Raw genomic sequence first — 15152 nt, forward strand, 5'->3', positions numbered from 1 at the left:
GTGTCTTTATGTGGGTCGTCCGCAAATGGCGTGGTATGGTGGACACCCCCATCGACTACAGCCAGTACGAGGAGGGGAGACACGTCAACTACTGGGCACTCGACCCCGCGTTGCGGGCGGAAGTCGAGCGGACCTACGCCGACGCGGAGTTCGAGTGGGCCGAGCCCGAACTGTCGGATCTCGGTGAGGTGACAGGCCACACCATCACGGACAACGCGGAGATTATCGACCGCGAGGGCCACGAGTTGCGGACCTACGACAAGCACGGCGAGATCCAGAATCACGTCCAGTATCACCCGCTCCAGCACGAGAACGACCAACTCGTCTACGACCGCGGCGTGACACACGACATCTTCCACGCGCCGCCGGGCCGGGACGATCCGCTGGGCTTCCAGCACGTCCTGACCCAGCAGACGATTCTCTCCTTCGCCGACGGGGGCTTCGTCTGCCCGGTCTCGATGACGACTGGCGCGGCCATCGTCCTGGAGAAGTACGTCGACGACGACCACCCCAACGCCGACCTGCTGGACGAGTACTTCCAGGGCCTCACCAGCAGGGACTACGACGACCACATCGAGGGCGCGATGTTCCTCACCGAGAAGCAGGGCGGCTCGGACGTGGGTGCCAACGAGACGACCGCCGAACCCACCGACGAAGAGGGCGTCTACGAACTCCACGGCGAGAAGTGGTTCTGCTCGAACATCGACGCCGAAGGGACCCTCGCGCTGGCCCGCCGGCCCGACGCCCCCGACGGGACCGCCGGACTCTCGCTGTTTCTGGTGCCCCACACGAAGCGGGACGGCCAACTCAACGATCAACTCTACCGCCGGCTGAAGGACAAACTCGGCACCATCGCGGTCCCGACGGGTGAGGTCGAATTCCGCGGTGCGGAGGCCTACCTCGTCGGCGAACCGGAAAACGGGTTCAAGCTGATGGCCGAGATGATGAACTTCGAGCGGCTGACCAACGCCACGGGCTCGGTCGGCGGGATGGGTCGGTGCCTCCTCGAATCGAAGGTCCAGGCCGCGACGCGGGACGCCTTCGGCGAGACCATTCAGGAGTACCCGCTGATGCGTCGGGACCTCGTGAATATGCAGACCGACTACGAGGCCGCGCTCGCCTTCACGTTCGAGGCCACGCGGCACTACGCCGACTACATGGCCAACGAGCAACGCCTCGACGAAGCACCCGAGGACCGCGACGACGACGCGGCGCGGGCGTTCAAGCTGATGCGCCTGCTCGTCCCCATCGCGAAGTACAAGACCGCCCGGATGGCCGTCGATACCGCCTCCTACGCCTGTGAGGTGCTGGGCGGGAACGGCTACGTCAACGGCTTCGCGACCGAGCGAATGCTCCGGGACTCACAGGTCCTCCCGATCTGGGAGGGGACCTCCAACGTCCTCTCGCTGGACGTGTTGCGCGTGCTCAACCGCGAGGCCGCCCACGAGGAACTGTTCCCGCTGGTCGAGGACTGTCTCGACGCCGCCGAGCACCCACACCTCGACGACCTCGCGGGGACCGTCGCCGACGAGTTCGAGTCGATGCAGGCGGCGATGCTCTCGCTGGCCACCGAGGACCAGGACTACGCCCAGCACGAGGCCAAACAGCTCGCCGACTACATCTTCGACGTGGTGACCGCCGCCCTGTTGATCGAGCGCGCCCAGGACGCCATCGACGAGCGCGACGACGCCCGGAAGGCGCTGGTCGCCGAGTGGTTCGTCGAGACCCGCTTCGAGAAGGGGGACGCCCGGGGCATCACCGACGGCGAGAAACTCCCGGACGATCACTTCGCGGAGATCGTCCAGCACGGATCACTCTCCCCGGATCAGTTGGCCGACACCGCGCCCGCGGACGACTGACGACCGGTCGGGACAGCGATCGAAAAGAAGCGTCGGACGGCGTGAAGGCGGATCTACTCGCCGTCGGGGTTGGGAACCACGGTCACGCTGGCGACGTGGTCGTTACCGTCGAGTTCCATGATCGTGACGCCTTTCGTGTTGCGTCCGACCGTCGAGATGTCGGCCGCGTGGATGCGCATGATCTGACCGCTCTCGCTCATGATGATCAGGTGGTCTGCCTCCTCGACCGCTTTCACGTCCGTCACCAGTCCGTTGCGGCCATCCGTCTTGATGTCGATCAGCCCCTTCCCGTAGCGTGACTGCTGGCGGTACTCGTCTAGCAGGGTCCGCTTCCCGTAGCCGTTCTCGGTGACGGTCAACAGCGCACGGTCGTCCTCGCCACTCGTAGCGACCAGTCCGACCACGTGATCGTCGTCCTGGAGTTTGATCGCACCGACGCCGCGAGCGTTGCGGCCCATCTGCCGGGCTTCCGTCTCCGCGAACCGGATCGTCATGCCCTGTTCGGTCGCGAGCACGAGATCCTGCTCGCCGTCGGTCACCTCCACGTCGACGAGTTCGTCGCCCTCCTCCAGCGAGGCGGCGATGATCCCCGTCGACCGGATGTTCTGGAAGTCGGTCGTACAGGTCCGCTTGACGTACCCGTTCCGGGTGACCATCGTGAGACACTTGTCGTCGGTGAACGCGTCGGTGTCCACGACGGCCGTAATCTCCTCGCCGTCGTCGATCCCCCCGATGACGTTCCGGATGTGGTTGCCACGGGCCGTCCGGCTCATCTCGGGTACCTGGTAGGTCTTCAGCCGGTAGACCTTGCCCTGGTTCGTAAAGCAGAGCAGGTAGTCGTGGCTGTTGGCGCGGAACACCTCGTTGACGCGGTCGCCCTCCTTGGGGTCCGCGCCGATGATGCCTTTCCCGCCCCGGCCCTGTGGCTCGAACTTCTCGACGGGCATCCGCTTGATGTAGTCGTCCTCGGTGATGACGACCACGCAGTCCTGTTCGGGGATGAGGTCCTCGTGGGTGACCTCGCCGTCGTCCTCGACGATCTTGGTCCGGCGCTCGTCGCCGTACTCCTCGCGGATCTCCCGAAGTTCGTCTTTGATCACGTCCAGCAGTTCCTGCTGGTCGCCGAGGATCTCCTCCAGCCGCTCGATCCGCTGTTGAACCTCCTCGTACTCGGTTTCGATCTCGCCGACCTCCTCGGAGGTCAGGCTCCCGATCTGGATGCGGACGATGTGGTCGGCCTGATCCTCGGAGAAGTCGTACTCCTCTCGGAGGGCATCCTTGGCGTCGTCGCGGGTGTCGGCGTCCCGGACGATTTCGATCACGTCGTCGGCGTTTTTGACCGCTGTGAGGCGACCCTCGAGGATGTGGGCACGGTCCTCGGCCTCGTCGAGTTCGAACTGGCTCCGGCGGCGGACGACCTCTTTCCGGTGGTCGACGTACTCGGCGAGGGTCTCCTTGAGCGTCAGCACGCGGGGCTGGCCGTCGACCAGCGCGAGGTTGATGACGCCGAAGGTCGATTCGAGGTGGTGTTCGAGTAGCTGATTCTCTACCACGTCCGCGTTGGCGCCGCGCTTGAGGTCGACCACGACCCGGACGCCGTCGCGGTCGGACTCGTCGCGCAGGTCGCTGATCCCCTCGATCTTCCCCTCGTTGACGTTCTCCGCGATCCGCTCGACGACGCGGGCCTTGTTCTCCTGATAGGGCAACTCGGAGATGACGATCCTGCCTTCCTCGTGGTCGACCTCGTACTCGGCGCGGACGGTGAGTCGACCACGACCGCTCTTGTACGCCTTGTGGATGTCGTTGCGGCCCACGATGTTCGCGCCCGTCGGGAAGTCCGGCCCCTTGATCGGCCCCGGACTCTCTTCTAAGTGGATCAGGTCCTCGATGTCGCAGTCGGGGTTGTCGATCAGGTGGATCGTCGCGTCGATCACTTCCTCGAGGTTGTGGGGCGGAATCTTCGTCGACATCCCGACCGCGATTCCGGTCGACCCGTTGACCAGGAGGTTCGGGAACGCCGCCGGAAGGACCTCGGGTTCTTCGAGCCGGTCGTCGTAGTTGGACTGGAAGTCGACGGTGTCTTTCTCGATATCTTCCAGCAACTCCTCTGCGATGGGGCTCATCCGGGCCTCGGTGTACCGCATGGCCGCGGCGGGGTCACCGTCCATCGAGCCGAAGTTCCCCTGCCCGTCGATCAGCGGTTCGCGCATGGAGAACGTCTGGGCCATGTTGACGAGCGTGTCGTAGATGGCCTGGTCGCCGTGCGGGTGGTAGTCCCCCATGGTCTCCCCGACCACCGAGGAGGACTTGCGGTGACTGGAGCCGCTGGTGACGCCCATGGAGTGCATCGCGTAGAGGATGCGTCGATGGACGGGCTTGAGGCCGTCCCGCACGTCCGGCAGGGCGCGGCCGGCGATGACGCTCATCGCGTAGTCGATGTAACTCTGCTCCATCTCGTCTTCGACCCGGACGCGCTCGACGTTGGCCGCGGGAGCCGCCGTCGCGTCGTCGGGCCCATCTGGCAGTTCCGAACTCATGTTAGATATCGACCCACTCGGCTTCCGGAGCGTGTTCCTTGATGAACTGTTTGCGCGGTTCCACTGCGTCACCCATCAGCACGTTGAACATCTTGTCCGCCTTCGCGGCGTCCTCGATGGTGATCTGTTTGAGGTGACGGTTCTCGGGATCCATCGTCGTGTCCCATAGCTGTTCCGGGTTCATCTCCCCGAGCCCCTTGAACCGCTGGACCTGTGTGGGGTTGCCGTCGCATTTCTCGGCGACGATCCGGTCCCGTTCCTGTTCGGTCATCGCGTCGTAGGTCTCGCCGCGATACCGGATCCGGTAGAGTGGCGGCTGGGCGGCGTAGACGTAGCCCGCCTCGACCAGCGGCCGCATATGGCGATAGAACAGCGTCAGCAGGAGTGTACGGATGTGTGCGCCGTCCACGTCCGCGTCACACATGAAGATGATCCGCTGGTAGCGGGCGTCCTCGATGTCGAACTCGTCGCCGATCCCGGTTCCGAGCGCCGTGATCATGTTCCGAATCTCGTCGTTCTCCAGAATGCGATCCAGCCGGTGTTTCTCGACGTTCAGAATTTTGCCGCCCAGTGGGAGGATCGCCTGGAACTCGGGGTTGCGGCCCTGTTTGGCCGAGCCGCCCGCGGAGTCGCCCTCGACGATGAACAGTTCGGACTCGGTTGGATCTTTGGTCTGGCAGTCCGCGAGTTTTCCGGGCAGGGCCGTCGAATCCAGCGCGTTCTTCCGTCGCGTGAGTTGCTCGGCCTTCTTCGCCGCTTTGCGGGCCTTCGCGGCCTCGACGGCCTTCCGGATGATCGACTTGGCCGTGTCGGGATGTTCCTCGAAGAAGGTCGTCAGTTGCTCGTGGACCGCGCTCTCGACGATTCCCCGGACTTCGGAGTTGCCGAGTTTCGTCTTGGTCTGGCCCTCGAACTGCGGATCGGGGTGTTTGACCGAGATGACTGCGGTCAGCCCCTCCCGGATGTCCTCGCCTTTCAGGTTCTCGTCGAGGTCGCCGATCAGGCCGTGGTCGCTCGCGTAGTCGTTGATGACCCGTGTGAGCGAGGTCTTGAAGCCAGTGAGGTGAGTCCCGCCCTCGCGTGTGTTGATGTTGTTCGCGAAGGCGTGGATCGACCCCTGCAGTTCGTCGGTCGCCTGCATCGCGACCTCGAGGTGGACGGTCCCCTCGTCGATCCCCTCCTCGCCCTCGAAGTAGATTACCTCGTCGTGGAGCGGTTCCTTGGTCTCGTTGAGGTACTCGACGAACTCCTTGATGCCGCCCTCGTAGCAGAAGCTAGATTCGGTGCCGTCACGCTCGTCCTGGAGTGTGATCTCGACGCCGGAGTTGAGGAAGGCGAGTTCACGCAGACGCGCTTCCAGCGTCGAGAACTCGAAGTCGGTCGTCTCGAAGATGTCGTCGTCCGGCCAGAACCGGATCGAGGTTCCCGTCTCCTCGTCGGGTTCGAGATCGCGGACCTCCTCCAGTTCGTACTCGGGTTCGCCGTGGTCGAACCGCTGTTTCCAGATTGCGCCGTCCCGCCGGACCTCTGCTTCGAGCCACTTCGAGAGCCCGTTGACGACCGAGACCCCTACCCCGTGGAGTCCGCCGGAGACCTGGTAGGACTTGTTGTCGAACTTCCCGCCCGCGTGGAGGACCGTCATGATGACCTCCAGTGCGGGGCGGTCGTGTTCGTCGTGGGTGTCGACCGGAATCCCCCGCCCGTCGTCGCTGACGCTGACGGAGTCGTCCTCGTGGATCGTGACCTCGATGGTGTCACAGTACCCCGCCAGGGCCTCGTCGATAGAGTTATCGACCACCTCGTAGACGAGGTGGTGCAGTCCACGGGAGTCCGTCGACCCGATGTACATCGCCGGCCGTTTTCGGACGGCCTCCAACCCTTCCAGGACCTGAATCTGCCTGGCTCCGTACTCAGACTCGTTAGACATGAAATCTACTACGGCGTAGGATATGGGCACTGATAAAACCCCCGCACGCGCACGCTCGCGTGCGAACTCACCCTGTAGCGGCACGTTCTACCGTCTCTGACCAGTCGGTCGTCTGCCGACACCGGCGGAGTGAGACTCGCCTCCGAACTCGACCGAACGGTGCCGCTCACCCATGCCAACTGCTGCCGAACGGCCGTTCCACTTTCACCGAGCTGCCGTGCAACATTTAACCCCTCCGGGGGTAGAAGGAGCCAGAGAATGACCTCGTATCAGTCGACACTCGCCGAGGGGGAGGGGATCGCAGAGGAGCTGGCGGAGGCCCAGCGGTCCATCTCCATCGCCGAGTTCTTCGAGAAGAACCGTCAGATGCTCGGGTTCGACTCGGGTGCGCGGGCGCTGGTGACGGCCGTCAAGGAGGCCGTCGACAACGCCCTCGACGCGACCGAGGAATCCGGAATCCTCCCGGACATCTACGTCGAGATCCAGGAGAACGACGACTACTACCGTCTCATCGTCGAGGACAACGGTCCCGGGATCACCAAAGAGCAGATCCCCAAGATCTTCGGCAAACTACTCTATGGCTCCCGGTTTCACGCCCGCGAGCAGAACCGCGGCCAGCAGGGGATCGGGATCTCCGCCGCCGTGCTCTACTCCCAACTCACGAGCGGCAAACCCGCCAAGATCACCAGCCGCACCAAAGGCAGTGCCGACGCAAAATACTTCGAGTTGACCATCGACACGGACTCGAACGAACCCGAGATCGAGGGCGAGGACACGACCTCGTGGGACCGGCCACACGGCACCCGCATCGAACTGGAGATGGAGGCGAACATGCGCGCCCGCAACCAGCTCCACGACTACATCAAACACACCGCGGTCGTCAACCCCCACGCCCGCCTCGAACTCCGGGAACCACAGGAACACTTCAAGTTCGAGCGTGCGACCGACCAACTTCCGGAGGAGACCGAGGAGATCCGTCCCCACCCACACGGCGTCGAACTGGGGACCCTCCAGAAGATGCTCGACGCTACCGACTCCTATTCGGTGTCTGGCTTCCTGCAGGAGGAGTTCACCCGCGTCGGCGGCAAAACCTCGGACAAGGTGATCGACAACTTCCGGGACCGGCACTTCGGCCGCGAGATGGCCTGGAGCGCACCCGCCACGCACGAGGATGCGGACATCGAAGCCGCCGTCTCCGAAGCCGTCGCGAACAAGGGGGCGGACGCCACTGCCGAGTTCGCCGAATCGGTCGCCGCCGAGATCGACGACGCCGGATCGGTCACCCACTCCCGAGTGCAGGGCATCGTCGAGACAGTCGCCGAGGGCGTCGAGGACGAGTACGGGACGACCTTCGGCTCGACGGTCCGTGAGAACGCCGTCGCGGCCGCCTGGGACGCCGTCACAGACGAGCGGACCGGCGACATCTACGCCCTGGTCGACGAGGCGACCACGGACCGGAAAGACGACGCCCACGTCCAGGGGCTGGCCGAGCGGATCGCCGCCAAGTTCGAGGACGAGGAGAACCCACACGACCGACTCACCCGCGATCGGGTCGAAGACTACGTGGATCGGGCCGCCGACGCGACCGAGGAGTACGACGATGCCACCTTCGGCGAGACGGCCCGCGAGAAGGTCGTCGACGCGATCTGGGGGCGGATGGCCACGGTCCCCGACGACCCGCCGAACATCACGGCCATCGACGACGACCGTGACACAGCCAGCGAACTCCACGAGGCGATGCGCGAGACGGACATCATCGCGCCGCCGACGGACTGTCTCTCGCCGATCTCGGACGAGCTGGTACTGGAAGGGCTCGAAAAGGAGTTCGACGCGGACTTCTACGCCGCATCGACGCGGGACGCCTCCGTCCACGGCGGCGATCCGTTCATCGTCGAGGCGGGCATCGCGTACGGCGGTGACCTCGAAGAGAGTTCCAGCGCCGACGTGATGCGCTTTGCCAACCGCGTGCCGCTGGTCTACCAGCGCGGGGCCTGTTCGATCACCGACGTGGTCAAGACGATCAACTGGCGCAACTACAAACTCGACCAGCCCGGCGGGAGCGGCATCCCGAACGGCCCGGCGGTCATCATGGTCCACGTCGCCTCCACGAACGTGCCCTTCACCAGCGAGTCCAAGGACGCGGTGGCGAACGTCCCCGAGATCGAAGACGAGGTCGAGCGGGCCATCCGCGAGGCCGCCCGCGACCTGAAGTCCTACCTCAAGAAGCGCCGGTCGATGGAGAAACGCCGGCGCAAGCAGGACAAACTCGCGACGATCCTCCCCGAGATGGCCGAGAAACTCGAGGAGGTGACGGGCAACGGCGAGTTGAACATCGACGACTCGCTGGCCCGGATCATGAACAACGTCCTCGTCGACAGGGAACGCGATGGCGAGACGGTGCGACTGATCGTCGAGAACAACGACGACACCAACGCCACCCTGGAGATCACGGACATCGTGAGCGAGGACCCCGGGGAGGTCGAGGACGCGAACGTCGTCGAGATGGACGGCGAGTACTTCGTCAAGTGGACCCCGGAGGTCACGGCCGGGACCGAGGCGAGCATCGAGTACAGCGTCGACGGCGACGCGACCTTCGACGTGCAGGTCGAGGGTATCGAAGACGAGAAACTGACTATCAACGCCTGATATGAGCACAGACAGCGAGACCCAGAGCGAAAGTGACGCACGCGAGCAGTTGATCGACCTGGCGGCCGAGTTCTACGACCAGTTCGCCGACGGCGAGGTCCCGACCATGTCGATCCCGACCCGGACGAAGTCCAACATCGAGTACGACGAGGACATGGACGTGTGGGTGTACGGCGACCGGAAGAGTACCCGCAGCGCCAAGACCGTCAGCGGCGCACAGAAGTTGCTGAAAGCCACCTACGTCATCGACTTCCTGGCCCAGCAACTCGAAGAAGACCGCTCGTCCACTCTGCGTGAACTGTACTACCTCAGTGAGTCCTTCGACCACGAGGAAGCCCAGTTCAACAGTCAGGACGAGTCCAACCAGTTGATCGAGGATCTCGAAATCGTCTCGGACGTGCGCCGCGAGGAGTTCCATATGCGGCCCGAGGAGTCCGGGGCGACGGTGATGGGGCCGCTCCTGATCCGCGAGCAGACCCGACGCGGCGAACGCGAGATTCACTGCCAGGAGGACGTGGGCGAGGGCGGCTACCAGATCCCGAACGACCCCGACACCATCGAGTTCCTGGACAACGACGCCGACTTCGCGCTGTGCGTGGAGACCGGCGGGATGCGTGACCGGCTCGTCGAGAACGGGTTCGACGAGGAGCACAACTGCATCGTCGTCCACCTGAAGGGCCAGCCTGCACGGGCGACCCGGCGACTGACCAAGCGGCTCCGGGACGAACTCGGTCTCCCGGTGACTGTCTTTACCGACGGTGACCCCTGGTCGTACCGCATCTACGGCTCGGTCGCGTACGGGTCGATCAAGTCCGCGCACCTCTCGGAGTACCTGGCGACGCCCGACGCGCAGTTCATCGGCATTCAACCTGCGGACATCGTGGAGTACGACCTCCCGACCGACCCCCTCTCGGACTCGGACGTGAACGCGCTGGAATCGGAACTGGAGGACCCCCGTTTCCAGACCGACTACTGGCGCGAACAGATCGAACTGCAACTCGATATCGACAAGAAGGCAGAACAGCAGAGCCTGGCCTCGCGTGGGCTGGACTTCGTGACGGACACGTATCTGCCCGAGCGGCTGGACGCGATGGACGTCATCTGACCGGTCCGACCGCCGACTTTCTGTTTTCTGTCCGAGTCCTTGCCCGCCCACCACAACGTTAACCGCGCCGATGGCGTACTCCTGTGGATGGCAGACAACAAAAGCGGCCGGGAGGACCAGGCCCAGAACGCCGACCGACGACAGCGTGAGCGCGCCATCGCCGAGGAACTGGAGCGACGGGACGAACCGGAACCGCCCGTCGACCCATCCCAGCTCGCCTACTTCGAGACCGAACTGGATGCCGTCGAGTTCCCGGCGTCGGCCGACGATGTGGTTGCGACGCTGGGTGACCGCGAAATCGAGGCGAGCGACGGAACGTACGCGGTCGAAGAACTGCTGCCGGCGACCGACGTGGAGACCTTCGACTCTCCCGCGGAAGTACGCGAGCGGATCGAGCGGCCGACCGTGGCCGCGACCATGAAGCACATCGTCGAGGCGAGCGAGACGCTCCCTCGGGAAACACTCGACAGCTCGCAGTGGGACGCCTACCAGAAGACGCTCCGAGAACTCGCCGCGATCGACGCTGACGACGACGACGAGGGCGTCCGCGTCATCGGCGACTGGATCGTCGACCAGATCGACGAGAAGGGGAAACTCCCCGGCTCACGCGCCGTCCGTCGTGAAGCCGCGAAGTTCTGCCGCTCGGAGGGCTACGAGATTCGAAACGACGAGTGGCTCGGGGTGTAGCGCAGGTCACTTCTCCGCCAGCGAAACCGGCACGCCCCGCTGTTCCAGGTCGTCTGCGAACGCCTCGGCGTCGGCCTCGATCGCCTCGAACGTATCGTAGTGGATCGGAACGACCAGTCCCGGATCCATCGCTTCGGCGAGGTCGGCCGCCGACTCCCGATCCATGGTGTAGGTCCCGCCGATGGGTACGAGCAACAGGTCCACGTCGAGTTCGGCGTGCCCGTCGAGCACGTCGGTATCGCCGGTCCAGAAAACCGTGGTGCCATCGAAATCCAGCAGGAAGCCACAGCCGGTCCCCTCGGGGTGGATCGGCGTTCCGTCCGGGCGTGTGTGAGGACCGTCTGGATGGTTGTAGGCGGCCGTCGTCCGGACGATCACGTCGTCGATCAGGTCGTCGAGTTCGTCGTCGACCCGGCGGGTGTCGTAGGGCAGGTCCCGGACCGGCGTCACGTCGCGGTCGGTCTCGCTGTGGTGGACCGCCTCGTGAACGAGGACGGTTGCGTCCTCGCGGGCGACTCGCTCGATACCATCGCTGTCGTAGTGGTGGACGTGGCTGACACAGACCAGATCACCGTCGGACCACTGGTCCGACGAGCCCCCGCTCGCCTCTCTCGCGGGGATCCCACCCCGGGCGTCGTAGTCGTCCAGCACGCCGTACCGGCCGGGATCGAGGTAGACGACGGTCCCGTCGGGGGCTTCGATGCGGACGGTGGCGTAGCCGAGCCAGTCGACACGGAGGTCGTCGTAGTGGACGGTCATGTCAGGGGGTTCGGGCGGTGGCCGAAAACCCGTATCGGTTCACTCGCCGCCGACCAGTCGCCTGACCCGCTCTAGCGTATCCGCGCTCTCGGGGTCTTTATCGTCGCGGACGCCGAGGTAGCGGGGGAAGCGAAGCGCGTAGCCCGAGGAGTACGTCGGCGAGGTCTGGATCTCCTCGTAGCCGACCTCGAAGACCACTGACGGCTCGATGTCGACGTCTTTCCCGTCCTCGGTCCGGATTTCCGGTTCCAGCAGGTCGGTCAACTCGGCCAGTTCCTCGTCGGTGATGCCCGTCGCCACCTTGCCGATGGTCTCCAGATCGTCGGGCCCGGCACGCACGGAGAGTTCGAAAGTTCCCAGGAACTCCGCGCGGCGACCCTCTCCCCACTCCGCGCCGGTGACGACGCAATCGAGCGTCTCCACGTCGGGTTTTCGCTTGAGCCACTCTTTGCCCCGCCGGCCCGGGGAGTACGTCGAATCGGGATCTTTCAGCATGATCCCCTCGTGGCCCGCGCCAAGCGCGTCGGCCTCGATGTCGGCGATGCGTTCGGGTTCGTCTGTGACGGTGAGCGCCGACACGCCCGAACCGAGAATTTCGGAGAGGCGGTCGTGCCGGTCGACGAGGGGTGTGCCGAGCAGGTCCTCGCCGTCAGCGTGGAGGCAGTCGAACGCCCACAGGCGGACTTCGACTTCCTCCCTGGCTTTCGCCACGTCGTGTTTCCGACGGAAGCGACGCAACACTTCCTGAAAGGGGAGCGGGTCACCCGCGTCGTCGACCGCCACGACCTCGCCGTCCAGAATCGCCGGGACGGCGAGATTCTCCTCGACGAACCCGACGACCTCCGGCAAGGGGTCGGTCACGTCCTCCATGTTCCGGGAGAACAGTGACACTTCGTCCCCGTCGTAGTGGACCTGAACGCGAGCGCCGTCGTACTTGGTCTCGACGGCGACGGACGCCCAGGCCTCGACCGCGTCGGTGACCGTCCCGGCCTGTGCGAGCATCGCCTGAACCGGCCGCCCGACTTCCAGATGCAGGTCGTCCAGTCCCGACTCGCCGTCGTCGCGAGCGACGGTGGCGACCAGGCCGTAATCGTTGGTCACCTGGAGCGCGCGCTCGACGGCCACGGTGGGGACGTCGAAGGCATCGGTGATGGCGTCCCTGACGGTTCCCTCGCCGACGCCGATGCGCATCTCCGAGAGGACGATCCGCGCGAGATAGCGCGCCTCTGCGGGCGCACAGCGATTGAACAGGCCAAAGAGGAGGTCGAGCTTTCGGTCCTGACTGCCCGGCCCGGCCGCCGCTGCGAGGTCGCGCAACTCGGATTCGACCTCGCCGACGGTCAGGCCTGCCTGGCCACCGCCGTCGCCGAACGCGCCGAGTCCCTGCTGGCCGCCGAAGTCGTACTCGGCGGCCACGTCGCCCACATCGCCGACGGCCGCGACCCGGGACTCCACGTCGTCGGCCGAGACGTTGTGTCCCGCCGCGCGGGCGATGGCCTCGTAGCACAGATTCGGGCCGATATCGAGCGTCGTCGACCCGTGGGCGGGGAACACACGTCCCTGGACGAACCGGGCCACGGTGTCGAGATCGTCGGCGGCGTCCGCCAACAGATCCCGGACGAGCGTGACGGTCTCGAGATCGGCCGAGGTCGCCTCGATTTCGTCGGCGCGCTCGGCGAACACGGCGAAGTCCATCGACACGCAGTAGCCGCGACCGGGTGTTAAAGCTCGCGGAGTCGCGGGATTCCGTGCGTCGAAAAGCAGCCGTTCTCGGTACTGCGGGCGGTCGGAGGGCGTCACCGGGCGGCTGTGGTGACTTACTCTCCGTCGCTGGACTGGTCGTAGGCCGCGCCGAGTCGATCGACCATCCGGTGGACGGGCAGGGTGACGCCCAGGCGACTCGTCACGAACGCAACGGGCATGAGCGCGATGCCGACCATCAGGCTCAACTGGTACAGCACGAACAGCAGACCACTGTGCAGGCGGGTTTCCATTGTCCTCGATTGTGTCTGGGCCCATAGGAGTATATAAATATTCTTTATACCTATCTTTCATAATGGTCTTTCATAACGGACAGTAGCGCTCCCGTCTTGCGGTTCGATTCTAGTTGGAAAATAGACAACCCGGAGCGGACCCTGCGGGCCGTCGGCGGTAAGGCGGAGATAATCGACGCCAGTCGGAGCCATAAGTTATGACCATTATCGAAGTCACGTGCGCAGTCGGTGCTCCGGCGCGAGCGAATCACAAGACACGTGGGGGTGGGGGACCCACGGGTAGGTATGAACTATCTCGTAGCGATGGAAGCCGCCTGGTTGGTTCGAGACGTCGAGGACATCGACGACGCGATCGGCGTCGCGGTCAGCGAAGCGGGCAAGCGCCTCAACGATCAGGATATGGACTACGTCGAAGTCGACGTGGGTGCCACGGGCTGTCCCGCCTGTGGTGAACCGTTCGACTCCGCTTTCATCGCCGCCGACACCGCTCTCGTGGGCCTGGTGCTGGAGATGAAGGTCTTCAACGCCGAGAACACCGAACACGCCCAGCGGATCGCAAAGAGCGAGGTCGGCGGTGCCCTCCGTGACGTACCCCTCTCGGTCGTCGAGACCATCGAATTCGAGGAAGAGGAGGAAGTCGACGCCTCCGCTTAACGACTGGGCAACCTTTTTGTATTACCTCTGGTAATCGAGCCGTATGGAACTACCGACCCCTGAGGATCTCCGGGAGCGTCGGAACGAACTGGATCTAACCCAGAGCGAGCTCGCGGAACGCGCGGACGTGTCCCAGCCGTTGATCGCTCGGATCGAGGGTGGGGATGTGGACCCGCGGCTCTCGACGCTGCGGCGGATCGTCAACGCCCTCGAAGAGGCCGAGGGCGGTATTCTGCGAGCGGGCGATCTGATGCACAGCCCGGTCTACGGCGTCGAACCCGACGACAGCGTGATGACCGCGATCGAAGTGATGAACCAGGAGGGGTACTCCCAGTTGCCCGTCGTCCGGGACGACTACCCCGTCGGCATCGTCGCCCACAGCGACATCCGACACTCCGACGAGGACGACCCCGGCGAACTGCCGGTGGCCGACGTGATGCGTGAGTCGATCACCACCGTCACGAGAGACGCCACCGTCGACGAGGTCGATACCCACCTCGACCACCACGAGGCCGTCATCGTCATCGAAAACGCCGAGATGGTTGGCATCATCACCGACGCGGACGTGGCCGCTCACATCAGCTAACCCGTCTCGTGAGTCATCCCGCTCATCGGTCCGGTGCCAGGGCGTCGGTCACGATCTGCCGTCTGTACCTCGCGACCTGATATCTGGTGAGTACGACCGACAACGCCATCGCCAGCAGCGCCAGGAACGTCCCGAACACGAGGGGCCCGTCGTTGAACAGCCCACTGGACACCTGCAGGAGTGCGAAGGCCGGTAAGCCGAACGTAAAGAGACAGGTCCGAAGCGGGAACGCACGCGCCATCGCGAGGAACGCGGCTCGCTCGTCGGTGAGATCATCAGTCATCTGTGTCGAGCAAGCGGGAAGGGCGCACATAGACACTTCGGATCCGCTGTCCTCGTAACTGACCGCAGGGAACGTACGAGGGCTCGTCGGTGATTCGCTCTGACAGCGATCCGCG

At 64.7% G+C, this 15152-nt stretch carries 12 protein-coding genes; 6 read left to right on the forward strand and 6 right to left on the reverse strand.

The genetic code is table 11. From position 1 onward, the window contains the following. Positions 1-35 precede the first annotated feature (35 nt). Entirely contained in the window at positions 36-1859 is a 1824-nt protein-coding gene (locus BMX17_RS15340; protein ID WP_092661640.1) for an acyl-CoA dehydrogenase family protein, read from the forward strand. Positions 1860-1912: 53 nt separating this feature from the next. Here BMX17_RS15340 and gyrA read toward each other — a convergent pair whose 3' ends face one another. Both gyrA and gyrB read right to left on the reverse strand, forming a co-directional pair. Then, on the reverse strand, positions 1913-4396 hold the full coding sequence (gyrA, locus tag BMX17_RS15345) for a DNA gyrase subunit A (RefSeq protein WP_092661643.1): 2484 nt from the start codon (positions 4394-4396) through the stop codon (positions 1913-1915). 1 nt (position 4397) lies between these two features. Further along, positions 4398-6323, reverse strand: a complete 1926-nt coding sequence (gene gyrB / locus BMX17_RS15350; RefSeq protein ID WP_092661645.1) for a DNA topoisomerase (ATP-hydrolyzing) subunit B — start codon at positions 6321-6323, stop codon at positions 4398-4400. 258 nt (positions 6324-6581) lie between these two features. Between gyrB and BMX17_RS15355 the strand changes: the two genes are divergently transcribed. From BMX17_RS15355 to BMX17_RS15365, 3 genes are all read left to right on the forward strand, one after another. Next, a complete protein-coding gene (locus BMX17_RS15355) occupies positions 6582-8969 on the forward strand; it encodes a DNA topoisomerase VI subunit B (RefSeq protein WP_092661648.1) in 2388 nt (795 codons plus the stop codon). Position 8970: 1 nt separating this feature from the next. Next, positions 8971-10074: a DNA topoisomerase IV subunit A gene (locus BMX17_RS15360; protein ID WP_092661650.1), complete on the forward strand. Its 1104-nt coding sequence runs from the start codon at positions 8971-8973 to the stop codon at positions 10072-10074. An 87-nt stretch (positions 10075-10161) separates the two neighbouring features. Continuing rightward, a complete protein-coding gene (locus BMX17_RS15365; RefSeq protein WP_092661652.1) occupies positions 10162-10761 on the forward strand; it encodes a DUF5789 family protein in 600 nt (199 codons plus the stop codon). A 6-nt stretch (positions 10762-10767) separates the two neighbouring features. Here the strand turns inward: BMX17_RS15365 and BMX17_RS15370 are convergent, their stop codons facing one another. The 3 genes from BMX17_RS15370 to BMX17_RS26195 form a co-directional block, all read right to left on the reverse strand. Beyond that, positions 10768-11520, reverse strand: coding sequence for an MBL fold metallo-hydrolase (locus BMX17_RS15370; RefSeq protein WP_092661654.1), 753 nt, complete (start codon positions 11518-11520; stop codon positions 10768-10770). Between the two features lie 39 nt (positions 11521-11559). Continuing rightward, a complete protein-coding gene (gene ligA, locus BMX17_RS15375; protein ID WP_092661656.1) occupies positions 11560-13215 on the reverse strand; it encodes an ATP-dependent DNA ligase LigA in 1656 nt (551 codons plus the stop codon). Between the two features lie 122 nt (positions 13216-13337). Beyond that, positions 13338-13514: a hypothetical protein gene (locus BMX17_RS26195; protein WP_170845430.1), complete on the reverse strand. Its 177-nt coding sequence runs from the start codon at positions 13512-13514 to the stop codon at positions 13338-13340. 285 nt (positions 13515-13799) lie between these two features. Between BMX17_RS26195 and BMX17_RS15380 the strand changes: the two genes are divergently transcribed. Both BMX17_RS15380 and BMX17_RS15385 read left to right on the forward strand, forming a co-directional pair. Further along, positions 13800-14168 (forward strand): DUF555 domain-containing protein, encoded by a 369-nt coding sequence (locus BMX17_RS15380; protein WP_092661658.1) that lies wholly within the window; start codon positions 13800-13802, stop codon positions 14166-14168. 43 nt (positions 14169-14211) lie between these two features. Next, a complete protein-coding gene (locus BMX17_RS15385) occupies positions 14212-14754 on the forward strand; it encodes a CBS domain-containing protein (RefSeq protein ID WP_092661660.1) in 543 nt (180 codons plus the stop codon). 22 nt (positions 14755-14776) lie between these two features. On the opposite strand, the gene BMX17_RS15390 is transcribed toward BMX17_RS15385, so the two are convergent. Beyond that, entirely contained in the window at positions 14777-15037 is a 261-nt protein-coding gene (locus BMX17_RS15390; protein WP_092661662.1) for a hypothetical protein, read from the reverse strand. Positions 15038-15152 lie beyond the last annotated feature (115 nt).

The organism is Halorientalis persicus, assembly GCF_900110215.1.
Lineage (GTDB): Archaea > Halobacteriota > Halobacteria > Halobacteriales > Haloarculaceae > Halorientalis > Halorientalis persica.

Coding starts and splice junctions, on each gene's coding strand:
- BMX17_RS15340 (WP_092661640.1), top strand. CDS start 36: ATGGTGGACACCCCCATCGACTACAGCCAGTACGAGGAGGGGAGACAC.
- BMX17_RS15370 (WP_092661654.1), bottom strand. CDS start 11,520: ATGACCGTCCACTACGACGACCTCCGTGTCGACTGGCTCGGCTACGCC.
- BMX17_RS26195 (WP_170845430.1), bottom strand. CDS start 13,514: ATGGAAACCCGCCTGCACAGTGGTCTGCTGTTCGTGCTGTACCAGTTG.
- BMX17_RS15390 (WP_092661662.1), bottom strand. CDS start 15,037: ATGACTGATGATCTCACCGACGAGCGAGCCGCGTTCCTCGCGATGGCG.
- BMX17_RS15365 (WP_092661652.1), top strand. CDS start 10,162: ATGGCAGACAACAAAAGCGGCCGGGAGGACCAGGCCCAGAACGCCGAC.
- gyrB (WP_092661645.1), bottom strand. CDS start 6,323: ATGTCTAACGAGTCTGAGTACGGAGCCAGGCAGATTCAGGTCCTGGAA.
- BMX17_RS15360 (WP_092661650.1), top strand. CDS start 8,971: ATGAGCACAGACAGCGAGACCCAGAGCGAAAGTGACGCACGCGAGCAG.
- BMX17_RS15385 (WP_092661660.1), top strand. CDS start 14,212: ATGGAACTACCGACCCCTGAGGATCTCCGGGAGCGTCGGAACGAACTG.
- ligA (WP_092661656.1), bottom strand. CDS start 13,215: ATGGACTTCGCCGTGTTCGCCGAGCGCGCCGACGAAATCGAGGCGACC.
- BMX17_RS15355 (WP_092661648.1), top strand. CDS start 6,582: ATGACCTCGTATCAGTCGACACTCGCCGAGGGGGAGGGGATCGCAGAG.
- gyrA (WP_092661643.1), bottom strand. CDS start 4,396: ATGAGTTCGGAACTGCCAGATGGGCCCGACGACGCGACGGCGGCTCCC.
- BMX17_RS15380 (WP_092661658.1), top strand. CDS start 13,800: ATGAACTATCTCGTAGCGATGGAAGCCGCCTGGTTGGTTCGAGACGTC.